Source organism: Pseudomonas sp. c313, assembly GCF_055407145.1.
Map to the genome: position 1 here is coordinate 20,733 of NZ_JBUZRD010000011.1, position 20,474 is coordinate 41,206.

General features: G+C 60.3%; 20 protein-coding genes. 15 read left to right on the forward strand and 5 right to left on the reverse strand.

The window, feature by feature from the left end; translation table 11 throughout:
• Nucleotides 1-1,395, reverse strand: coding sequence for an anthranilate 1,2-dioxygenase large subunit (gene antA, locus ACZRKZ_RS23005; protein WP_463982841.1), 1,395 nt, complete (start codon nucleotides 1,393-1,395; stop codon nucleotides 1-3).
• 323 nt (nucleotides 1,396-1,718) lie between these two features.
• Here antA and ACZRKZ_RS23010 point away from each other — a divergent pair, with 323 nt between their 5' ends.
• On the forward strand, nucleotides 1,719-2,717 hold the full coding sequence (locus tag ACZRKZ_RS23010) for an AraC family transcriptional regulator (RefSeq protein ID WP_350616854.1): 999 nt from the start codon (nucleotides 1,719-1,721) through the stop codon (nucleotides 2,715-2,717).
• Here the strand turns inward: ACZRKZ_RS23010 and ACZRKZ_RS23015 are convergent.
• Nucleotides 2,714-3,589, reverse strand: coding sequence for a LysR family transcriptional regulator (locus ACZRKZ_RS23015; protein WP_463970128.1), 876 nt, complete (start codon nucleotides 3,587-3,589; stop codon nucleotides 2,714-2,716). The genes ACZRKZ_RS23010 and ACZRKZ_RS23015 overlap by 4 nt on opposite strands.
• Nucleotides 3,590-3,703: 114 nt before the next feature.
• On the opposite strand from ACZRKZ_RS23015, the gene ACZRKZ_RS23020 reads away from it, so the two are divergent.
• Genes ACZRKZ_RS23020 through catA form a run of 3 tightly spaced genes read left to right on the forward strand, consistent with a single transcriptional unit; the run spans nucleotide 3,704 to nucleotide 6,106 of the window.
• Complete coding sequence (locus ACZRKZ_RS23020; protein WP_463982842.1) at nucleotides 3,704-4,831, forward strand: muconate cycloisomerase family protein; 1,128 nt, start codon at nucleotides 3,704-3,706, stop codon at nucleotides 4,829-4,831.
• Nucleotides 4,832-4,843: 12 nt separating this feature from the next.
• Nucleotides 4,844-5,134, forward strand: coding sequence for a muconolactone Delta-isomerase (gene catC / locus ACZRKZ_RS23025; RefSeq protein ID WP_133103641.1), 291 nt, complete (start codon nucleotides 4,844-4,846; stop codon nucleotides 5,132-5,134).
• A 42-nt stretch (nucleotides 5,135-5,176) separates the two neighbouring features.
• Nucleotides 5,177-6,106 carry a catechol 1,2-dioxygenase gene (catA, locus tag ACZRKZ_RS23030; protein ID WP_463982843.1) on the forward strand — a complete coding sequence of 310 codons (930 nt, stop codon included), beginning with the start codon at nucleotides 5,177-5,179 and terminating at the stop codon, nucleotides 6,104-6,106.
• Nucleotides 6,107-6,227: 121 nt separating this feature from the next.
• Here the strand turns inward: catA and ACZRKZ_RS23035 are convergent, their stop codons facing one another.
• A complete protein-coding gene (locus tag ACZRKZ_RS23035; RefSeq protein ID WP_003212305.1) occupies nucleotides 6,228-6,701 on the reverse strand; it encodes an Lrp/AsnC family transcriptional regulator in 474 nt (157 codons plus the stop codon).
• Between the two features lie 154 nt (nucleotides 6,702-6,855).
• Between ACZRKZ_RS23035 and kynU the strand changes: the two genes are divergently transcribed.
• Nucleotides 6,856-8,106 (forward strand): kynureninase, encoded by a 1,251-nt coding sequence (gene kynU, locus ACZRKZ_RS23040; protein ID WP_463982844.1) that lies wholly within the window; start codon nucleotides 6,856-6,858, stop codon nucleotides 8,104-8,106.
• Nucleotides 8,107-8,180: 74 nt separating this feature from the next.
• Complete coding sequence (locus ACZRKZ_RS23045; RefSeq protein WP_463982845.1) at nucleotides 8,181-9,587, forward strand: amino acid permease; 1,407 nt, start codon at nucleotides 8,181-8,183, stop codon at nucleotides 9,585-9,587.
• On the opposite strand, the gene ACZRKZ_RS23050 is transcribed toward ACZRKZ_RS23045, so the two are convergent.
• Nucleotides 9,533-10,432 carry a LysR family transcriptional regulator gene (locus ACZRKZ_RS23050; RefSeq protein WP_463982846.1) on the reverse strand — a complete coding sequence of 300 codons (900 nt, stop codon included), beginning with the start codon at nucleotides 10,430-10,432 and terminating at the stop codon, nucleotides 9,533-9,535. The genes ACZRKZ_RS23045 and ACZRKZ_RS23050 overlap by 55 nt on opposite strands.
• Before the next feature lie 95 nt (nucleotides 10,433-10,527).
• Here ACZRKZ_RS23050 and ACZRKZ_RS23055 point away from each other — a divergent pair, with 95 nt between their 5' ends.
• The 5 genes from ACZRKZ_RS23055 to ACZRKZ_RS23075 all read left to right on the forward strand — a co-directional run bounded on the left by ACZRKZ_RS23055 (nucleotide 10,528) and on the right by ACZRKZ_RS23075 (nucleotide 15,694).
• Nucleotides 10,528-11,292, forward strand: coding sequence for a sulfite exporter TauE/SafE family protein (locus ACZRKZ_RS23055; protein ID WP_463982847.1), 765 nt, complete (start codon nucleotides 10,528-10,530; stop codon nucleotides 11,290-11,292).
• A gap of 210 nt (nucleotides 11,293-11,502) precedes the next feature.
• Nucleotides 11,503-12,093 (forward strand): NADPH:quinone oxidoreductase MdaB, encoded by a 591-nt coding sequence (mdaB, locus tag ACZRKZ_RS23060; RefSeq protein WP_149413268.1) that lies wholly within the window; start codon nucleotides 11,503-11,505, stop codon nucleotides 12,091-12,093.
• Nucleotides 12,094-12,133: 40 nt separating this feature from the next.
• Complete coding sequence (locus ACZRKZ_RS23065) at nucleotides 12,134-13,030, forward strand: LysR substrate-binding domain-containing protein (protein ID WP_463982848.1); 897 nt, start codon at nucleotides 12,134-12,136, stop codon at nucleotides 13,028-13,030.
• Between the two features lie 118 nt (nucleotides 13,031-13,148).
• Nucleotides 13,149-14,042 carry an NAD-dependent epimerase/dehydratase family protein gene (locus ACZRKZ_RS23070; RefSeq protein WP_463982849.1) on the forward strand — a complete coding sequence of 298 codons (894 nt, stop codon included), beginning with the start codon at nucleotides 13,149-13,151 and terminating at the stop codon, nucleotides 14,040-14,042.
• A gap of 206 nt (nucleotides 14,043-14,248) precedes the next feature.
• On the forward strand, nucleotides 14,249-15,694 hold the full coding sequence (locus ACZRKZ_RS23075) for a SulP family inorganic anion transporter (RefSeq protein WP_463982850.1): 1,446 nt from the start codon (nucleotides 14,249-14,251) through the stop codon (nucleotides 15,692-15,694).
• Nucleotides 15,695-15,712: 18 nt separating this feature from the next.
• Here ACZRKZ_RS23075 and ACZRKZ_RS23080 read toward each other — a convergent pair whose 3' ends face one another.
• Nucleotides 15,713-16,105 carry a lysozyme inhibitor LprI family protein gene (locus tag ACZRKZ_RS23080; RefSeq protein WP_463982851.1) on the reverse strand — a complete coding sequence of 131 codons (393 nt, stop codon included), beginning with the start codon at nucleotides 16,103-16,105 and terminating at the stop codon, nucleotides 15,713-15,715.
• A 251-nt stretch (nucleotides 16,106-16,356) separates the two neighbouring features.
• Here ACZRKZ_RS23080 and ACZRKZ_RS23085 point away from each other — a divergent pair, with 251 nt between their 5' ends.
• Genes ACZRKZ_RS23085 through ACZRKZ_RS23100 form a run of 4 tightly spaced genes read left to right on the forward strand, consistent with a single transcriptional unit; the run spans nucleotide 16,357 to nucleotide 20,452 of the window.
• Nucleotides 16,357-17,706: a GntT/GntP/DsdX family permease gene (locus ACZRKZ_RS23085; RefSeq protein ID WP_463970140.1), complete on the forward strand. Its 1,350-nt coding sequence runs from the start codon at nucleotides 16,357-16,359 to the stop codon at nucleotides 17,704-17,706.
• 29 nt (nucleotides 17,707-17,735) lie between these two features.
• Nucleotides 17,736-18,596: a MurR/RpiR family transcriptional regulator gene (locus ACZRKZ_RS23090; protein ID WP_463982852.1), complete on the forward strand. Its 861-nt coding sequence runs from the start codon at nucleotides 17,736-17,738 to the stop codon at nucleotides 18,594-18,596.
• A gap of 1 nt (nucleotide 18,597) precedes the next feature.
• Nucleotides 18,598-20,061, forward strand: a complete 1,464-nt coding sequence (locus ACZRKZ_RS23095; protein WP_463982853.1) for an N-acyl-D-amino-acid deacylase family protein — start codon at nucleotides 18,598-18,600, stop codon at nucleotides 20,059-20,061.
• Nucleotides 20,062-20,089: 28 nt separating this feature from the next.
• Nucleotides 20,090-20,452, forward strand: a complete 363-nt coding sequence (locus tag ACZRKZ_RS23100; protein ID WP_463970143.1) for a glyoxalase superfamily protein — start codon at nucleotides 20,090-20,092, stop codon at nucleotides 20,450-20,452.
• Nucleotides 20,453-20,474 lie beyond the last annotated feature (22 nt).

Sequence of the window (20,474 nt, forward strand, 5' to 3'; positions counted from 1 at the left end):
TCACACCTCACGCAGTTTCAGGGATTGCTGGTCGAGACCGTCCAGCAAAAACTTCTGCCAGTTGCGGTGCTGGTTGACGTACAGCCCTTCGTGGGTGAATTCGGTGCCAGTCATGGCTGGCTGGATACCGATGGCTTCGCTGTTGGGGGTAGGCCCGTTTTCCCAGCGATGGCTGCCACGGGAGATATCGCTCCAGCGCTCCAGGCGGCCCTGGAAACCACGCTGGGCTTCGCGAAATTCCACCAGGTCGTCCGGGGTGCCCATGCCGGACACGTTGAAGAAATCTTCAAACTGGCGAATACGGTTTTCCCGGTCGGCGTCGGATTCGTTCTTCACGCCCAGGCACTGGCTGATGATCTCGGTCTTGTTCCAGGCCAGCGGGCGGATGATCCGCAGCTGCGAGCTGATTTGGTCGAGGAAGAACAGGCTCGGGTAGATGTTCAGGTTACGCAGGCGATGCATCATCCACTCGGCCTTGCCCTGGCCATGTTCTTCCACCAGGCGGGGCATGATGGTGGCGTAGCCGGAGCGCACCGTCGGGTTGGGCATGTCGCTGAACAGCAGGCTGTGGCCGTTGTTGAAAGCGAACCAGCCATCATCGGTATTGGCATCGCCGGCGCCGAGCTTGCTGTAGTCCAGCGTGGTGCCTACGCCTACGCCTGCGCCGTTTTCCGTGTTGACCTGCTGGCGATGCTGCACCGTGGCCACGTAGTTATAGTGCACGGTGCTGACGTGGTAACCGTCCAGGCCGTTTTCGTTTTGCAGCTTCCAGTTGCCATCGTAGGTATAGGCAGATTTGCCGGGCAGCACTTCCAGTTCACCGGTGGCGGACTGGGCCACCATCATGTCAAAGAACACTTTGGCGTCGCCGAGAAAGTCTTCCAGGCTGTCGGTGCCATTCACATCCAGGCTGATAAACACGAACCCCTTGTAGCTCTCGATCCGCGCTTTTTTCAGCCCGCGGGTGGCCTTGTCGAAGCCTTCCGGGTATTCCCCCGGGGCCTTGACCTTCACCAGCCGGCCATCGCTTTTGTAGCACCAGGCGTGGAAGGGGCAGGTGAACGTCGACTGGTTGCCCTTGCCGACCCGGGTCAGGGTGGTGCCGCGATGCTGGCAGGCGTTGATCAGCGCATTGAGCTGGCCGTCGCCGTCACGGGTGATGATCATCGGCTGGCGCCCGGCGCGCATCGTCACGAAGTCGTGGTGGTTAGCCAATTCGCTTTCGTGGCAGGCGTAGATCCAGTTTTTTTCGAAGATCAGTTCCATCTCCAGTTCGAACAGTTCCGGCTCGGTGAACATAGCCCGGGCAATGCGGAACACTTCGTCCACCGGGCGAAAATCCAGGCAGCCTTCGATAAACGTTTTCCACTGCTCGACGCTTCTTGCACCACTCATGGGAGGCACCTTTTTGATAATGGCTAATCGGGTAGGCCATTAAGAGGCTGCGAAGGGGCGGCGGGCTATCCGGTTAATGGGGGAAGGTGGGCCGGATAGTTGGGCAAGAAATACCCACTGCGGTGCAGGGCGGTGGCGTAATGCGCTACTGTCTTGCAGGGCAATTGTCGGAAAAGTCTGCTTGTTATCCACATAGTCGACGGTTGCTATCCACCCAGTGGCAATGCCGCTGGCGTGGCGCAGAACTTGCTCTCTTCCACTAGAGAGCTCAGCCAAGACGCGCCGTCAGAGCGCGCAGGCCACAACCGCCGTGGGTGCCCGTGATGACTAGCAATACACGCGATATATGTATCGAGCGCTTCGACCTTGAAGGCGCCCGCAGCTGGATGTCCGGTATTTGCGGGCCGCACCGGCTGGAGACGGCGACGCCGGAGCGCATCCGCTTCCACCACAGTGCCAATGTGTTCAAGTCCCGCGCCACGACGCTGGGGATTATTGAATACGGCACCGACGTCACCATCGACATCGAAGACGCCGAGCACTTCAGCAGCTACAGCCTCAGTCTGCCTCTGGTGGGCGAGCAGGAACTGAGCAAGAACGGCGAGCGGCTCAGTTCCAACCGCGATCAAGGCGTGATCATCTCGCCCAATGAGCACCAGGTGCTGGCGATCTCTGGCGACTGCCGCAAGCTGCAAGTAGTGATCACTCGTGCGGCCATGAGCGAATCCCTGGAAGGCCTGTTGCAACGGCCGATTGAAGCGCCTTTGCAGTTCGAATCGGTGATGGACGCGGTGGAGGGCGCCTCGGCGTCCTGGTGGCGCATGGCGCGTTACTTCATCGCGGAGCTGGAACGCAGCAGCGAACTGTATGACCAGGCGGCCTTTACGCGGGATTTGGAAAGCTCGCTGATCAAGGGCCTGATCCTTGCCCAGCCGAACAACTATTCCGAAGAGCTGCGGGACGTGCTGGGGGTGAAGCTGCCGCACTATTTAATTCGCGCCCGCCAGTACATCCACGACAACGCCCGGGAGGCGGTGCATCTGGAAGACCTTGAAACGGCCGCCGGAGTGTCGCGATTCAAGCTGTTCGATGCGTTCAGGAAGTACTTCGCCCTGTCGCCCATGGCCTATCTGAAGAAATATCGCTTGGGTGCCGTGCGCCAGGAAATCCTTGAGCACGGCTCAACCCGAACCATTTCTGAAATCGCCCTGGGCTGGGGCTTTACCCACTTGGGGCGATTCTCTGCCGAGTACCGCAAGCTGTTCGATGAGTCTCCCAGCCAAACCCTGCAACGTAACGACGCCCGGCGCATGCGTGGCTAGATCAACTCTTCCACCAGTTGCAGGCAATGACTGAGCCCCGGCGACTGGTCATTGACCCGCCGGCTGAGAATGATCGGCGAGGTGGCGTTGGCCTCCACAATCGACGTGTAGCCGATATCCGCACGGTGCAGCATTTGCACCGAAGCCGGCACCAGCGTCACGCCCATACCGGCACCCACCAGGCCGATGGCGGTCTGCAACTCATTGGTCCACTGCGCCACCGTGAGGCTCAAGCCATGGGCATCGAACAGCGCGAGCACGTGGTCGGCGTAACTGGGGCGCGGGTTGCCGGGGTAGAGCACGAACGGCTCCTCGGCCAATTGCGCAAGGGTCGCCGGGGCGCCCAGCAGCGGGTGGCCGGCCGGCAATACGGCCACCAACCGATCCTCCACCAACACCCGCTGCACAATTGCCGGATCATCGATACGAATCCGCCCGAACCCCACATCAATCCGCCCGGCCTTGAGGGCTTCGACTTGTTGCAGGGTGGTCATCTCCGACAATCCCAACTCCAGCTCCAGCCCATCGTGGCTACGCAGGCGACGAATCAAATCAGGCAGCACGCCATACAGCGTCGACGGCGCAAAACCGATGCCCAGCCAGGTCTTTTCGCCAAGGCCAATACGACGGGTGTTGTCGCAGACCTTACCCAGTTGTTCCAGCAACACATTGGCGTGTTCATAGAAAAACCGTCCGGCTTCGGTCAGCCGCAGGGGTCGACCGCGTTCCAGCAACACCACACCCAACTCTTCCTCCAGTTGCTGGATCTGCCGGCTCAACGGCGGCTGGGCGATGTGCAGGCGTTCAGCTGCGCGGGTGAAGTTCAGGGTTTCTCCCAGCACCTGGAAGTAACGTAAATGGCGAAGCTCCATTGGGACTCCTTTCATACCTTAAGGGTATTGTTCGAGACTAATTCTATATTGGAAGCCATTAAAGATGCGGGACAGAATCGGGCCAAATCTATAAAGAACCCAATGGGTATTACCATGCCGATTTGTACCATCGAGTCGATCGAGACCATCATTGTCGACCTCCCCACCATCCGCCCGCACAAACTGGCGATGCACACGATGCAGAACCAGACCCTGGTGATCATCCGCGTGCGCTGCGCCGACAGCATCGAAGGCATCGGCGAGGCCACCACCATCGGTGGCTTGAGCTACGGCAATGAAAGCCCCGACAGCATCAAGACCAACATCGACAAACACTTCGCTCCGCTGTTGATCGGCCAGGACGCCAGCAACATCAACGCGGCCATGTTGCGTCTGGAGCGCAGCATTCGCGGCAATACCTTTGCCAAGTCGGGCATTGAAAGCGCCTTGCTCGATGCGCTGGGCAAACGCCTGAACTTGCCCGTCAGCGAACTGCTCGGTGGCCGGGTGCGCGATGCCCTACCGGTGGCCTGGACCCTGGCCAGCGGCAACACCGAAAAGGATATTGCCGAAGCCGAGAAAATGCTCGATCTGCGCCGCCACCGTATTTTCAAATTGAAGATCGGAGCGGGTGAAGTCAGTCACGACCTGGCCCACGTCATCGCCATCAAAAAAGCCCTGGGTGACCGCGCAAGCGTCAGGGTCGATGTCAACCAGGCCTGGGATGAAGCCGTGGCCCTGCGCGCCTGCAAGGTGCTGGGGGACAACGGCATCGACCTGATCGAGCAGCCGATCTCGCGCCATAACCGCAGTGGCATGGCTCGTCTAAACCTGTCGAGCCCGGCGCCGATCATGGCCGACGAATCTATCGAATGTGTCGAGGACGCCTTCAACCTGGCCCGCGAAGGCGCGGCTTCGGTGTTCGCCCTGAAGATCGCCAAAAACGGCGGCCCGCGTGCGGTGTTGCGCACGGCGGCGATTGCCGAGGCGGCAGGCATCGGCCTGTACGGCGGCACCATGCTCGAAGGTGGCATCGGCACGCTAGCCTCGGCCCATGCCTTCCTCACGCTGAACAAGCTGGCGTGGGACACCGAGTTGTTCGGCCCGCTGCTGCTCACCGAAGACATCCTCAGCGAGCCGCTGGTGTACCGCGATTTCCACCTGCATGTCTCGACCGCGCCGGGCCTGGGCCTGGCCATCGATGAGGAACGCTTGGCGTTCTTCCGTCGCGATAAACACTAAGAGGAACCTGCCATGTTGTTCCACGTAAAAATGACCGTGAACCTGCCCGTCGACATGAACCCCGAGCGTGCCACCGCCCTCAAGGCCGAGGAAAAAGCCCTGGCCCAGCGTCTGCAACAAGCGGGCAAGTGGCGCCACCTGTGGCGCATCGCCGGGCTGTACGCCAACTACAGCGTGTTCGATGTCGATAGCGTGCAAGAACTGCACGACCTGTTGATGCAACTGCCGCTTTATCCCTACATGGCCATTGAGGTGAATGCCCTGTGCCGGCATCCGTCGTCGATCCATGAGGATGATCGCTGAGTCTGTTTTTCCAACTAATAATTACAAGATGAGGATTGCACCATGTCCATCCGACTGTCCCAAACTGCCCACGCCCAACAGTTTCTCGAAGAAGCCAGCGGCCACCACCATGACGGCGGCAACCCACGGGCCAAGGCGCTGATTTACCGAATCCTGCGCGACACGGTAAACATCATCGAAGATCTGGAAGTGACTCCGGAAGAGTTCTGGACGGCGGTCAACTACCTCAACGAACTGGGCAAGAACCAGGAAGCCGGACTGCTCGCCGCCGGCCTTGGGCTGGAGCATTACCTGGACCTGTTGATGGATGCAGCGGACGAAGAAGCCGGCAAGTCCGGCGGTACACCACGCACCATCGAAGGCCCGCTGTATGTCGCTGGTGCGCCGCTGTCCAAGTTTGAGGCGCGACTGGATGACGGACTGGACCCAGGCGTGCCGCTGTTCATGCAGGGTCAGGTCCGTGACACCGATGGCAAGCCATTGGCGGGGGCGATTGTCGATGTGTGGCAAGCCAATACGGGCGGCACCTATTCGTGGTTCGACGGCACTCAAACGGCGTTCAATTTGCGTCGCCGTATCGAGACTGATGCCCAGGGCAACTACCGCTTTCGCAGCATCGTGCCGTCAGGTTATGGCTGCCCGCCGAGCGGTCCTACGCAGCAGTTGCTGGACCAGTTGGGGCGCCATGGCCAGCGGCCGGCGCATATTCACTTCTTCATTTCGGCGCCGGGTTATCGGCACCTGACCACGCAGATCAACCTGTCGGATGATCCGTACCTGCATGATGATTTTGCCTACGCGACGCGCGATGAGTTGATTGCCGAGATTAGCTTCAGCGATGACCAGGGTCTGGCGCGGGAGTTTGGGGTAGAAGGGCGGTTTGCGCAGATTGATTTTGACTTTGAGTTACAGCCGGCAGCGGCGCCGGTGGAGCAGAAACGCATGCAGCGGGTTCGAGCACTGGAAGACTAAACCCCCACACCCTTTGTAGGAGCGAGCTTGCTCGCGAAGGTATTTCAGGCGCATCGCTGCGGTGGATGTACCTTTTTCGCGAGCAAGCTCGCTCCTACAGAGGGCACGTTGTCGGCAGGGGCTATTTGCGCACTACCAAGTCCAACAAGTCATCCCGATCCTTGATCTTCTGCAAGACAATCTCCGAGCGTATATCCATCACCCCCGCCGTGCGATTCAGGTGATTAACAATGAAGTCCGAAAAGTGCTTCAGATTGCGCGCCTGCACCCGCAGCACATAGTTGCTGGCGCCGGTGATCACATAGGCGCTGGCCACTTCCGGCCAGCCCTGAACCTTCTTGATAAACGTCTCGTGCCAATCCTCCACATCCTGGCGTAATGACAGGTGGACGATGGCTTCCAGCTCGATCCCCAACTGCTCGGCATTCAACACCGCACGATAACCGCTGATGATTCCCTCGCTTTCCAGCAGGCGCAAACGGCGCAGGCAGGCGGACGGCGACAGGGCGACTTTCTCCGCCAGTTCCTGGTTGCTGATACGGCCATCCTGTTGCAGAAAATGCAGGAGGCGCAGGTCGGTGGCGTCGAGAATCATGATTGGAATAAATCCGCGTGTTTTGGAGTTAAATTCGAATTTCCTACAGCTTAATTAGCCTGTTACCCACCACTTTGCACGAAAATTCTCTAAAGCTTCGTTCATTATTTGCTCCAGCGTGCAGGACACGTCATCGATAACAACAGGATTGACCATGACTACAAGAAACCATTGCCTGGCCCTTGATACCCAGGACGCGTTGGCGCCTTTGCGCAAGCAATTTGCGTTGCCGGATGGGGTGATCTACCTCGACGGCAATTCCCTCGGTGCGCGCCCGGTGGCGGCATTGGAACGGGCGCAAGCGGTGATTGCCGAGGAATGGGGCAATGGTTTGATTCGCAGCTGGAACAGCGCCGGCTGGCGCGATTTGCCGGAGCGCCTGGGCAATCGCCTGGCCCCGCTGATCGGCGCCCGCGACGGCGAAGTGGTGATTACCGACACCACGTCCATCAACCTGTTCAAGGTGCTCAGCGCGGCGTTGAGCGTGCAGCGTGAGCGCGCGCCGCACCGCAAGGTCATTATCAGCGAAACCAGCAACTTTCCCACCGACCTGTACATCGCCGAAGGCCTGGCCGAGCTGCTGCAACAGGGCTATTCCCTGCGTCTGGTGAGCAGCCCCGACGAACTGCCGCAAGCCATCGACCAGGACACAGCGGTGGTGATGCTCACCCACGTCAACTACAAGACCGGCTACATGCACGACATGCAAGCGCTGACTGCGTTGAGCCATGAGTGTGGTGCCCTGGCGATCTGGGACCTGGCGCACTCGGCGGGCGCAGTGCCGATCGACCTGCATCAGGCCGGCGCCGATTACGCGATCGGCTGCACCTACAAATACCTCAACGGCGGGCCTGGCTCCCAGGCGTTCGTGTGGGTCAATCCGGCGCTGGTGGATGTGGTGACGCAGCCGCTGTCGGGGTGGTTCGGGCATACCCGGCAGTTCGCCATGGAATCGCGCTATGCCCCGAGCAACGGCATCGCCCGCTACCTGTGTGGCACTCAACCGATTACCTCGCTGGCGATGGTGGAGTGTGGCCTGGAGATTTTTGCCCAGACCGATATGGCCAGCCTGCGCCGAAAATCCCTGGCGCTGACCGATCTGTTTATCGAGCAGGTAGAAGCCCGCTGCGCGGCCCACGAACTGAACCTGATTACTCCGCGTGAGCATGCCAGGCGCGGCAGTCATGTCAGCTTCGAGCACCCGCAAGGTTATGCAATCGTCCAAGCCTTGATCGCCCGAGGCGTGATTGGTGATTATCGCGAGCCGCAGATCATGCGCTTTGGTTTTACGCCGCTGTATACCAGCTTCACCGAAGTCTGGGATGCGGTGGAAATTCTTGGCGAGATTCTCGACCAGAAGACTTGGGACCAGCCGCAATTCCAGGTTCGCCATAGCGTCACTTAAGCGGCAGCTCTCGACAGCTCCTACGAAGGGCAAGCAACAAACAGTGCAATCACAATAATAAAGGGGCACGCCACGTGACCACGCCAGACAAAGGCTTTGCTGAAATCACCAACCGCGAACTGGGCCTGCGGCGCCAGCTCACCTCCGGCCAGATGAGCATGATCGCCATCGGTGGCGCCATCGGCACTGGGCTGTTTATGGGCAGCGCCTACGCCATCGGCTATGCCGGGCCCAGCGTGCTGGTCAGCTATGCCATCGGCGCGCTGATCACCTTGCTGTTGATGGGGTGCCTGGCGGAAATGACGGTGGCCCATTCCACCTCCGGCTCTTTCGGCGCCTATGCCGAGTTTTACATCAGCCCCCTGGCTGGTTTTCTGGTGCGCTACGCCTACTGGGCGGCGATTGTGCTGGCGGTGGGCGCCGAGGTCACGGCGGTGGCGATGTACATGAAGTACTGGTTCGCCAACGTACCGGAATGGGTGTGGATCATCTCGTTCTCCAGCGTGCTGATCGTCCTCAACGCCATCAGCGTCAAGGCCTTCGGTACCTTCGAGTACTGGTTTTCCACGATCAAGATCAGCGCCATCGTCGGCTTCATCATCCTTGCGGTGTATGTGGTATTCGGCTCTGGCAACCCGGATTACGGCGTGCAGAACTACAGCGCCCACGGTGGTTTTTTCCCCAACGGCCTGAGCGGCATGTGGATCGCCGTGATCGTGTCGATTTTCAGCTACCTGAGCGTCGAAATGATCGCCGTGGCGGCGGGCGAAGCGGCAGACCCGGAACAGGCGGTGAAGAAGGCCTTTCGCGCCACCATCGTGCGCCTGGTGGTGTTCTACCTGCTGACCCTGGCGCTGATGCTGGCCATCGTGCCGTGGAACCAGGCCGGCCATGCCCAGAGCCCGTTCGTCACGGTGATGCAGACCATCGGCATTCCCGGCGCTACTGGGGTGATGAACTTCGTGATCCTGATCGCCGCGCTGTCGGCGATGAACAGCCAGCTCTACATCACCACGCGGATGATGTTCAGCCTGTCCCGCGCCGGCTTTGCACCCAAGTCCATGGGCGCCTTGAGCAAGAGCGGCATCCCGCTCAATGCCTTGCTGCTGTCCAGCTCCGGCATCGCCCTGGCCACACTGCTTAACGTGGTGTACCCGCAAAGTTCGTTCACCCTAATGATGGCGATCTCGATGTTTGGGGCGATCTTCACCTGGTTTATGATCTTCCTCACGCACCTGTTTTTCCGCCGCTACCGCAAGCGCCACGGCGGGGCGAAGTTGTCGTTTCAACTGCGTTTGTTTCCCTACAGCACCCTGTTGGGATTGGTGTTGATGGGGGCGGTGATGATCACCACCTACTTCACCGAGGCGTTCAAAATGACCTTGGTGTTTGGTGTGCCGTTCCTGCTGATTCTGTCGGCGGTGTATTACGGGTTCTTCCGCAAGGGGCGCGACAAGGCGTCGAGTAAGGCCTTGGCGTAACCTGGCAACTGATCGAACGAGCGAGCGCATAACAGCAACTTGCGACAGGCCCATTCCTCATCCAGAGGCTGGGCCTTGAAGCGGTGTTCCAGGGGCCAACGCTCCAGCGCCGCGAGCGGCACGATGCCTAGGCCGGCACCTCGGGCGACCATGCGCATCACCCCGTCAAAACCTTCGGCGCGAATGCGTATTTGCAAGCGAAAGCCTGCGTGCAAGGCCTGTTCTTCCAGATAAACCGCCAGGGCACTGTCGGCGGCCAGCGCCACATAGTCATGCTGCAGGCTGTCGATAAAACTCACCGGCGGCCCTTCAGCCAGCGGATGGTCCAGAGGCAGGATCAACACCAGCGGATCATCGCGAAAGGGCAGGGTCTGCAAGCCGTGGGTGTCGACGGCATCGGAAATAATCCCCAGGTCCGCCGCACCCTGGCGCAAGGCGTGGGTGATGCGCAGGCTAGGCAGTTCCTGCAGGTCGATATCGAGGTTGGGATGCTCGCGCAAAAAATCCGCCAGCAGTTCCGGCAGGTATTCGCTGATCGCCGTGGTGTTGCACAGCAGGCGCACCTGGCCTTTGACGCCGTTGGCGTATTCCGCGAGGTCCTGCTGCATGCGCTCGGCTTGCTGCAACAACAGCCGGGCATGCTGGGCCAACGCCTTGCCCGCCGCTGTCGGCGTCACACCGCGGCGGCCACGCTGAAGGAACTCGATGCCCGACGACGCTTCCATCGCCCGAACCCGCGCACTGGCCGCCGCGAGGGACAAATGGCTGCGGCTGGCGCCGGCGGTGATATTGCCGGTGTCGAGAATGTGCAGGTAGAGGCGAAGGTCGATCAGGTCAAAATGCATGGCCAAATCCTTTATCCGTAGCCTCTATCCAGGCAAGAGGCTGGCTCAGTATATGGCGAATTTCCAACCTCGACCCAACCCTTCAAAATCAGCCGATGAATACATTCCTGGCGTTCTACCAAAGCCTCGGTCCAGCCTTGACGTTGCTGGTCATCGGCACTTTCCTGCTGGCGGGCACCGTCAAGGGCGTTATTGGCCTGGGCTTGCCCACCGTCGCCATGGGTATGCTCGGCCTGGCTATGTTTCCGGCGCAGGCTGCGGCGTTGCTGATTATTCCCTCTATCGTCACCAACCTCTGGCAACTGGCGTTTGGCGGGAATTTGAGTGCCCTGATCAAACGGCTATGGCCGATGTTGCTGCTGATTTTTCTCGGCACGGGGCTTGGCAGTTTGTGGTTGGGTATGGATGGCGAGGCGTGGGTGGTGCGAGCGTTGGGCGGGGCGTTGCTGGTATACGCCTTGAGCGGTCTGTTCTTGCCCAACTTCAAGGTGAGCACGGCGATGGAGCGTTGGCTCGGTCCGCTGTGCGGCGTGCTGACCGGCGTAATCACCTCGGCCACCGGCGTCTTCGTGATCCCGGCGGTGCCCTATCTGCAAGCCTTGGGCTTGAACCGTGATCAGTTGGTCCAGGCGCTGGGCCTGTCGTTCACCGTGTCCACCCTGGCGCTGGCGGCGGGGTTGTTCTGGCGTGGCAGCCTCGGCGGCGGCGAAATCAATGCCTCGCTGCTGGCGCTGGTGCCAGCGCTGCTGGGCATGTGGCTGGGCCAGGCCGTGCGTCAACGCATCAGTGCCGTGCTGTTCAAACGGGTGTTCTTTATCGGCATGGCGGCGCTGGGCAGCCACCTGCTGATCAGTGGCTAGCGGACGAGGCGCTGAGCATGTCGATGGTGCTAAAGCCTACTTGCTCGGTCATCTGGGTGAGTCCTCAAAAGGTGTTTGGAAATTCTAAGGCAACAATCCCCTGTCGATTCGTGCGGAGCAGTCAAATGTGTTTTGCCCCGCCAACGCTTATTCCCAAGGGGTCTTGTCGATACCCTGCCTCCAAATATTTTTAATCTTTTGAGGCTCCCCGTGAAAAAAGTCCTGTTGCTCAACGGCGGCAAAAAGTTCGCCCACTCCGACGGCCGCTACAACAACACCCTGCATGACGCCGCCCTGGCCGTACTGGACCGTGGCGGCATGGACGTCAAAGTCACCCACATCGACGCCGGCTACGACCTGGCCGAAGAAGTGGCCAAGTTCCTCTGGGCCGATGTGATCATCTACCAGATGCCCGGCTGGTGGATGGGCGCGCCGTGGATCGTCAAGAAGTACATCGATGAAGTGTTCACCGAAGGCCACGGCAGCCTGTACGCTAGCGATGGCCGGACCCGCTCCGATGCTTCGCAAAAATACGGCAGCGGCGGCCTGTTGCAGGGCAAGCAATACATGCTGTCGCTGACCTGGAACGCACCGCAGCAAGCCTTCGACGACCCCAGCGATTTCTTCGAAGCCAAGGGCGTGGACGCCGTGTACTTCCCGTTCCACAAGGCCAACGAGTTTCTTGGCATGACCAGCTTGCCGACTTTCCTCTGCGTCGACGTGATGAAACGCCCGGCCATCGAGGCTGACGTAGCGCGTTATGAGCAGCATCTGACTGAGGTGTTTAACCTGGCTCGGTAATGCGGCTAGTATCCAGGCAGCCGCTTAAAGAGGATTCACGTTGAAAGCCCGATCCGATGAGCTACAGATCTTCGTCTGCGTGATTGAATGCGGGTCGATTTCCGCCGCCGCCGAACAGGTTGGGCAGACGCCCTCGGCGGTCAGCCGCACCTTGTCGCGACTGGAAGCCAAGCTCGACACCACGCTGATCAACCGAACCACGCGGCGCATGGACCTGACCGAAGAGGGCAAGTACTTCTTCGAGCGGGCCAAGCTGATCCTGGAACAAATGGATGACCTGGAAGAGCGCCTGTCCTTGCGCCAGCAAACCCCGTCCGGGCGGCTGCGAATTAACGCCGCCTCGCCGTTCATGCTGCATGCGATCGTGCCCTACATCGCCGAGTTTCGCGGCCTGTACCCGGACATCCAGCTGGAACTCAACAGCAACGACCTGATCATCGACCTGCTGGAACAGAGTACCGACATCGCTATCCGTATCGGCACCCTGGCGGACTCGACGTTGCACGCCCGCTCACTGGGCTGCAGCCCGCTGCATATCCTCGCCAGCCCCGCGTATCTGGAAAAGTACGGCACGCCGACCACGGTTGCCGAGTTGGCCGATCACACACTGCTGGGCTTCACCCAGACCGAAACCCTCAACCACTGGCCGCTGCGCCATGTGCACGGTGATCGCTGGCAGATCCAGCCGAGCATTTCTGCCTCCAGCGGTGAAACCTTGCGCCACTTGACGTTGGAAGGGCAGGGCATCGCTTGCCTGTCACACTTCATGACTAACGATGACATCAACACCGGGCGCCTTCAGCCGATCCTGGCGGAGTTCAACAGCGGTTATCGCCAGCCGATCAACGCGGTGTACTACCGCAACTCGCAGTTGGCCTTGCGCATCCAGTGTTTCCTGGACTTTATCCAGGGCAAGTTGGCCAGCTACGCCGACTGATTCGTGACTCCTGCGCAAGATTGAATTGGGCAATACAGACTTATTCGGCATGGATAAGTCCTTGATACTCGATCCAACACTTAGCTCCTTTCACAAAGCCATGCAGGAGATGCTTTCCATGAACGTATTTATTACCGGTGCTGCCGGCTTTATCGGTGGCTCCATTGCGACTGGCCTGGTCAAGGCCGGCCACCACGTAACGGGTCTGGTGCGCAGCGCCAAACAGGCTGAAGAAATGACTGCACTGGGCATCGCTCCGGTGATTGGCACCTTGGACGACAGCGCCCTGCTGACCGAGCAAGCGAGCAAAGCCGATGCCGTGATCAACGCCGCCAGCAGCGACCATCGCGGCGCCGTTGAAACCCTGATCAAGGCGCTACGCGGCTCCAACAAGCCGTTCCTGCACACCAGCGGTTCGAGCATCGTTGGCGATGCGTCCGGCGGCAAATCCAGTGATGTCATCTATTTTGAAGACAACTTGCCGGAACCGACCGCCGACAAGGCCGCTCGCGTGGCTATCGACAACCTGATCCTCGCTGCCGCCCAAGACGGCGTGAATTCGGCGGTGATCTGTAACACCTTGATCTACGGCCACAGCCTGGGGGTCAAGCGCGACAGCGTGCAATTGCCTCGTCTGCTGAAACAGGCGCGCAAAAGCGGCGTGGTACACCATGTTGGCACCGGCCAAAACATCTGGTCCAACGTGCACATTGAAGACGTGGTCGCCCTGTACCTGCTGGCGCTGGAAAAAAACGTCCCCGGCACCTTCTACTTTGTCGAAAGCAGCGAAGCGGCCTTCGTCGACATGACTACCGCCATCGCCGAGGCGCTGAACCTGGGTAAACCACAGGATTGGCCACTGGCCGATGCCGAAGCCGAGTGGGGCTATGAAATGGCCAACTACGGCCTGGGCTCCAACAGCCGCGTGCGTGGCAAACATGCCCGTGAACTGTTGGGTTGGGTGCCGAAGCGTACCAGCGTGGTGGAGTGGATTCGCAACGAGATGGTTTGATCGGTCCCTGTAAACACTAAACCTTGTGGCAGCCCTAACGCCGGTAAATTAAGGAAATGGAGCACCTGACATTACCTTGTGGCGAGCGTGCTTGTTATGGCAGGCCCGCTTGCCACAGGTCATTCGTCGACCCTGAAAACCTGGCCCCACCCCCTGCATTTGCGTACCATCCTCAGCCTTGTTTTCGCTATTCTCCCGGTAGCCCCATGAACCTCACCCGCCTGCGTGCCGACTCCCTGGCCGGTCTCACCACGTCTTTTGCCTTGTTGCCCGAGTGCATAGCCTTCGCCCTGGTGGCGCACCTCAACCCGCTGATGGGCCTTTATGGCGCGTTTATCATCTGTACCCTGACCGCGCTGTTCGGCGGTCGGCCAGGCATGGTCTCTGGTGCGGCGGGTTCGATGGCGGTGGTGATCGTCGCGTTGGTGGTGCAACACGGCGTGCAGTACTTGCTGGCCACTGTATTGCTGGGCGGACTGATCATGATCGCCTTTGGCCTGCTGCGCCTGGGCAAGCTGGTGCGCATGGTGCCGTACCCGGTGATGCTCGGTTTCGTCAATGGCCTGGCAATTATCATTGCGCTGGCGCAGTTGGAGCACTTCAAGAGCGGTGAAACCTGGCTCAGCGGCACGCCGTTGTACGTGATGACGGGGTTGGTGGCAGCGACGATGGCCATCGTCTACCTGCTGCCGCGCCTGACCCGCGCAGTACCGCCGGCGTTGGTGGCGATTCTTGGCGTGGGTCTTGCGGTGTACCTGCTGGGCCTGCCGACCCGCACGCTGGGCGACATGGCCCACATCGCCGGTGGCCTGCCCACGTTTGCCCTGCCGCAGATTCCCTGGACCCTGGAAACCCTGCAGATCATCGCCCCTTACGCGATCCTGATGGCCATGGTCGGCCTGCTGGAAACCCTGCTGACCCTCAACCTTACCGACGAAATCACCGAAACCCGAGGCTATCCGGACCGTGAAAGCGTGGCCCTGGGCGCGGCGAATATGGTTTCTGGTGTGTTCGGCGGCATGGGCGGCTGCGCGATGATCGGGCAAACCGTGATCAACCTCAGCTCCGGTGGGCGCGGGCGCTTCTCCGGGGTGTTTGCCGGGGTCATGATCCTTCTCTTTATCTTGTTCCTGTCACCGTTGATCGAGCGGATTCCGCTGGCGGCGCTGGTAGGGGTGATGTTCGTGGTGTCCCAGCAGACCTTCGCCTGGGCCTCCTTGCGGGTGATCAACAAGGTGCCACTCAATGACGTGCTGGTGATCATTGCGGTGACGGTGGTCACGGTATTTACCGACCTGGCCACGGCGGTGCTGTGCGGCATTGTGATTGCGGCGCTGAACTTTGCCTGGCAACAAGCCCGTGAGCTGTACGCCGACGAGCATCTTGAAGCCGACGGTAGCAAGCTCTATCGCTTGCACGGTACGCTGTTCTTCGCCTCGACCACACCGTTCCTCAACCAGTTCGACCCGGCCAGCGACCCGGAACAGGCGACACTGGATTGTCGCCACCTGAGCTTCGTCGACTACTCGGCCATCGCCGCGCTGATGACTCTGCGCGAGCGCTACACCAAGGCCGGCAAGCATTTACGGGTACTGCACTTGTCCGAACGCTGCAAGAAACTGCTCAAGCGTGCCCGCGTTCAGCACGACTAGCTAGAGCGACGGAGCACTTCACGGGCCTACAAGGTTTTCCAGTTCCTGCGCGCGGGTCCGGGTCATGTCCAGCCGGCAGCTGGCACCGTTGACCTGATCAATGGTGCCGCCGGTTGCCGAGCCTGCGAACCCGCAATTGGCATCCCGATATTTGATCCACAGACGCTGCACATCCTGCAGCTTCTGTTTGCGATTGCCTTCCTGGGCTGCCATGGCTGTCTTGTAGGCGGTGTTCAGGCGCGTGTCCTGCACCTTGGCTTCCTTGGTGTTGCAGTTGACCATGTCCGCGGTCGTATTCGCGCCATCCATGCATTTTTTCAACGCCGCGCTGTCGGCGGCCGACGCGGTGCCGCACAAGGCCAGCAACAAGGCGCTGGCGGCGAAGGGGGCAAGCAGGGTTTTTCGATTCATTGTCGGTTTTTCCTGATCAGGATTCGGTCCGCTGTCTATGACCTGACACCGGCATTTGAGTTTCCAGCGTCCCTCTCAATCTTCATGTAAGAACGCACCTTCGATTTTCATTCTTTGTCTCTGGGCATATCTCAAAGCGACAGCGCTTATCTGTGGGCGAAACTTACTTTCATAAAAATTGAAAATAATCCTCGGTAATGATTTATGAGTTTCACAACTTATTCGACGTGACCCTTTCCGAGGAGTACCGCATGGCCGCATCACCGGGCGTTTGGCTATTGGCATACGCAGCCATCGCCATCATTGCATTGATCGTGCTGATCGCACGCTACCGGCTCAACCCGTTTATCGTCATCACCCTGGTGTCCATCGGCCTGGCGCTGCTGGCCGGGATGCCGGCGGACACGATCATGGGCTCCTACGAGGCGGGCGTCGGCAAGACCTTGGGCCACATCGCCCTGGTGGTGGCGTTGGGCACGATGCTCGGCAAGATGATGGCCGAGTCCGGCGGCGCCGAGCAGGTGGCGCGCACGTTGATCGACCGCTTCGGCGAGCGCAACGCCCACTGGGCGATGGTGTGCATTGCCTTCCTGGTTGGGCTGCCGCTGTTTTTCGAGGTCGGCTTTGTGTTGCTGGTGCCGATTGCTTTCACCGTAGCGCGGCGGGTGGGTGTTTCGATTTTGATGGTCGGCCTACCCATGGTTGCCGGCTTATCGGTGGTACATGCACTGGTTCCGCCCCATCCGGCGGCGATGATGGCGGTACTGGCCTACAACGCATCGGTCGGGCAAACCGTGCTGTATGCGATCTTGATCGGCATCCCGACGGCGATCATCGCCGGCCCCGTCTACGCCAAGTTCATCGTGCCGCGCATTCACCTGCCGGCGGAAAACCCGTTGGAACGTCAGTTCATCGACCGCGAACCACGCACCCGGCTGCCGAGCTTCTCGCTGACCATGGGCACCATCCTGTTGCCGGTGGTGTTGATGATGATTGGTGGCTGGGCCAACCTGATTTCCACCCCAGGCAGCGCCTTTAACCAGTTCCTGCTGTTTATCGGTAACTCGGTGATCGCGCTGCTGGTGGCGACCCTGGTGAGTTTTTGGACGTTGGGCCTGGCTCAGGGCTTCAGTCGCGAATCAATCCTCAAGTTCACCAACGAATGCCTGGCGCCGACCGCCAGCATCACCTTGCTGGTGGGGGCGGGCGGTGGTTTGAACCGGATTCTTATCGATGCCGGCGTCACCAATGAGATTCTTGGCCTGGCCCATGCTTTCAACCTGTCGCCACTGGTGATGGGCTGGTTGTTCGCTGCGTTGATGCGCATTGCTACCGGCTCGGCCACCGTGGCCATGACCACCGCTTCAGGCGTGGTGGCGCCCGTTGCCATGGGCCTGGGTTATCCACACCCGGAATTGCTGGTACTGGCCACCGGTGCCGGCTCGGTGATCTTTTCCCACGTCAACGACGGCGGCTTCTGGCTGGTCAAGGAATACTTCAATATGACGGTGATCCAGACCTTCAAGACCTGGACCGTGCTGGAGACCCTGATTTCGGTGGTCGCCTTCGGTCTGACTTACGGCCTGTCACTTTTGTTATGAGCATCATTCTGTAATTCGGAGCCCAATTGATGGACATCCTCTACCAGATCCGCGCCCGCCAGGATTCCTTCAGCGCCGGCGAAGGGCGTATCGCCAAGCTGATGCTCGACGATGTCGGCTTTGCCGCGTCCGCCAGCCTGGAAGAGTTGTCCCAAAGGGCTGAGGTCAGCACCGCCACGTTGTCGCGGTTTGCCCGCAGCGTCGGTTGCCGTGACTTGCGTGACCTGCGCCTGCAACTGGCCCAGGCCAGCGGCGTCGGCAGCCGCTTTCTCGACCCGGCGGGCTTGCCCGAACAGTCGGCGTTTCACCGGCAGATCCTCGGCGATATCGAGGTGACCTTGCGTCAGCACTTGTCCGGCTTCAATCAACGTTGTTTTGTCGATGCAGTGAGCCTGCTGGGCAAGGTGCGGATGATCCATGCGTTTGGCATGGGCGGCCCGTCGAGCTTGTGCAGCGACGAGTTGCAAGTACGCCTGGTGCGGCTGGGGTACGCCATTGCAGCCAGTCACGACCCGGTGATGATGCGCGTGACCGCCGCCACGCTGGGCCCGGAACACGCGCTGATCGTCTGCTCGCTGACCGGCCTCACCCCGGAGTTGCTGAGCGTGGTGGAGCTGGCCCGTAACTACGGCGCCCACATTATCGCCATCACCCTGCCTGATTCACCGCTGGCGCAGTTGGCCGATGTGCTGCTACCGCTGCAACCGGCGGAAACCAGTTTTATCTACAAGCCAACGGCGGCGCGCTACGGAATGCTGTTGGCCATCGACGTGCTCGCCACCGAGCTGGCTCTGGCCATGCCGGACGACAACCAGGAACGCCTGCGACGGATCAAGCTGGCCCTGGACGATTATCGCGGCGGCGCTGATTGCCTGCCGCTTGGAGACTGAAATGAAGTACGACACGCTGATCCGCAACGCCCTGATCATTGATGGCAGCAATACGCCGGGTTATGTCGCCGATGTGGCCCTGTGCGAGGGGCGCATCGAAAAGATCGGCGATTTGTCGGCAGCCCATGCCGAGCATGAAATCGACGCCACTGGCCGGGTGCTGGCGCCGGGGTTTATCGACGTCCACACCCACGACGACACGGTGGTGATTCGCCAGCCACAGATGCTGCCCAAACTCAGCCAGGGCGTGACCACGGTGATCGTCGGCAACTGCGGCATCAGCGCATCGCCGGTCAACTTACGCGGCGATCCGCCAGACCCGATGAACCTGCTGGGCAAGCGCGACGCGTTCGTCTACCCGCGTTTTGCCGACTACCGCGCAGCGCTGGAAAACGCCCACTCGGCCGTCAACGTCGCCGCGTTGATCGGTCATACGGCGCTGCGCAGCAACCATATGGATGACCTGCATCGCACCGCCACGCCCACTGAAATCGCCGCGATGCGTGAACAGTTGCAGGAAAGCCTGGAGGCCGGCGCCCTCGGCTTATCCACAGGCCTGGCCTACGCCAGCGCCTTCAGCGCCGAGACCGACGAAGTGCTGCAACTGAGTGAAGAACTGACCGCGTTCGGCGCGGTGTACACCACCCATTTGCGCAGTGAATTCGAGCCGGTGCTGGAGGCGATGGACGAGGCGTTTCTGATTGGCCGTCACGCCAAGGTGCCGGTGATCATCTCCCATCTCAAATGCGCCGGTGCCGGCAATTGGGGGCGCAGCCCGCTGTTGTTGGCGTCCCTGGAACAGGCGGCGAAGACCCATCCGGTGGGCTGCGATTGTTATCCCTATGCCGCCAGTTCTTCGACCCTGGACCTCAAGCAAGTCACCGATGCCTTTCGCATCACCATCACGTGGTCGACGCCGCACCCGGACATGGGGGGGCGCGATTTACAGGACATCGCAGCCGACTGGGCGGTGCCGCTGATGGAAGCCGCACGGCGCCTGCAACCGGCGGGGGCGGTGTATTACGGGATGGACGAGACGGACGTGCAGCGCATCCTCGCTCATCCGTTGTCGATGATTGGCTCGGATGGTTTGCCGGAAGATCCGTTTCCCCATCCGCGCTTGTGGGGGGCGTTTCCACGGGTACTCGGGCATTTCAGTCGTGATCTGGGTTTGTTCCCGCTACATACCGCCGTACACAAAATGACCGGGTTGTCGGCAGCGCGGTTTGGTCTGACCGGGCGCGGTGAGGTTCGCGAAGGGCATTGGGCGGATTTGGTGTTATTTGACCCGTTACGGGTGCGCGACGTAGCGGACTTCAAGGAGCCTCAACGCGCGGCGCAGGGGATTGACGGGGTGTGGGTCAACGGCGTGTTGAGCTACAGCGACGGGCAGGCAAACGGGCAGCGTCCGGGGCGGTTTTTGGCGCGTAGCGGGGATTTGCGCTTGGGGTTTACTGCTCTATAGTGGCTGCTCTTAACAGGGAGTCAGCGCTATGCACTTAGGAAAAGTTACCCCTATCCTGCGAATCTTCGACGAGGCCAGGGCCGTTGAGTTCTACGTCGATTTCCTCGGTTTCAAGATCGACTGGCAACACCGCTTCGAAGCGAATTTTCCGCTGTACCTGCAAGTGTCGCTGGGAGATTGCGTGTTGCACTTGTCCGAGCACCATGGCGATGGTTCGCCGGGTGTCGGGGTGCGGATTCAGGCGCAGGGGCTGGAGGCGTATCAGCAGCAATTGCTGGCCAAGGATTACCGTTATGCCAAGCCAGAAATTGAAGAGACGCCTTGGGAGACGCGGGAGATGACCATCCGTGACCCATCCGGTAATCGGTTGGTGTTTGTCGAAGAAATTTAAGGCTGACGCATACTCTGTGGCG

Bases quoted from the DNA above. Each gene is read 5' to 3' on its own strand.
- ACZRKZ_RS23100 (WP_463970143.1), top strand. From the start codon at position 20,090: ATGCACTTAGGAAAAGTTACCCCTATCCTGCGAATCTTCGACGAGGCC.
- antA (WP_463982841.1), bottom strand. From the start codon at position 1,395: ATGAGTGGTGCAAGAAGCGTCGAGCAGTGGAAAACGTTTATCGAAGGC.
- ACZRKZ_RS23085 (WP_463970140.1), top strand. From the start codon at position 16,357: ATGGCCGCATCACCGGGCGTTTGGCTATTGGCATACGCAGCCATCGCC.
- ACZRKZ_RS23055 (WP_463982847.1), top strand. From the start codon at position 10,528: ATGAATACATTCCTGGCGTTCTACCAAAGCCTCGGTCCAGCCTTGACG.
- kynU (WP_463982844.1), top strand. From the start codon at position 6,856: ATGACTACAAGAAACCATTGCCTGGCCCTTGATACCCAGGACGCGTTG.
- ACZRKZ_RS23070 (WP_463982849.1), top strand. From the start codon at position 13,149: ATGAACGTATTTATTACCGGTGCTGCCGGCTTTATCGGTGGCTCCATT.
- catC (WP_133103641.1), top strand. From the start codon at position 4,844: ATGTTGTTCCACGTAAAAATGACCGTGAACCTGCCCGTCGACATGAAC.
- ACZRKZ_RS23010 (WP_350616854.1), top strand. From the start codon at position 1,719: ATGACTAGCAATACACGCGATATATGTATCGAGCGCTTCGACCTTGAA.
- ACZRKZ_RS23020 (WP_463982842.1), top strand. From the start codon at position 3,704: ATGCCGATTTGTACCATCGAGTCGATCGAGACCATCATTGTCGACCTC.
- ACZRKZ_RS23075 (WP_463982850.1), top strand. From the start codon at position 14,249: ATGAACCTCACCCGCCTGCGTGCCGACTCCCTGGCCGGTCTCACCACG.
- ACZRKZ_RS23050 (WP_463982846.1), bottom strand. From the start codon at position 10,432: ATGCATTTTGACCTGATCGACCTTCGCCTCTACCTGCACATTCTCGAC.
- catA (WP_463982843.1), top strand. From the start codon at position 5,177: ATGTCCATCCGACTGTCCCAAACTGCCCACGCCCAACAGTTTCTCGAA.
- ACZRKZ_RS23035 (WP_003212305.1), bottom strand. From the start codon at position 6,701: ATGATTCTCGACGCCACCGACCTGCGCCTCCTGCATTTTCTGCAACAG.
- ACZRKZ_RS23090 (WP_463982852.1), top strand. From the start codon at position 17,736: ATGGACATCCTCTACCAGATCCGCGCCCGCCAGGATTCCTTCAGCGCC.
- ACZRKZ_RS23015 (WP_463970128.1), bottom strand. From the start codon at position 3,589: ATGGAGCTTCGCCATTTACGTTACTTCCAGGTGCTGGGAGAAACCCTG.
- ACZRKZ_RS23080 (WP_463982851.1), bottom strand. From the start codon at position 16,105: ATGAATCGAAAAACCCTGCTTGCCCCCTTCGCCGCCAGCGCCTTGTTG.
- ACZRKZ_RS23095 (WP_463982853.1), top strand. From the start codon at position 18,598: ATGAAGTACGACACGCTGATCCGCAACGCCCTGATCATTGATGGCAGC.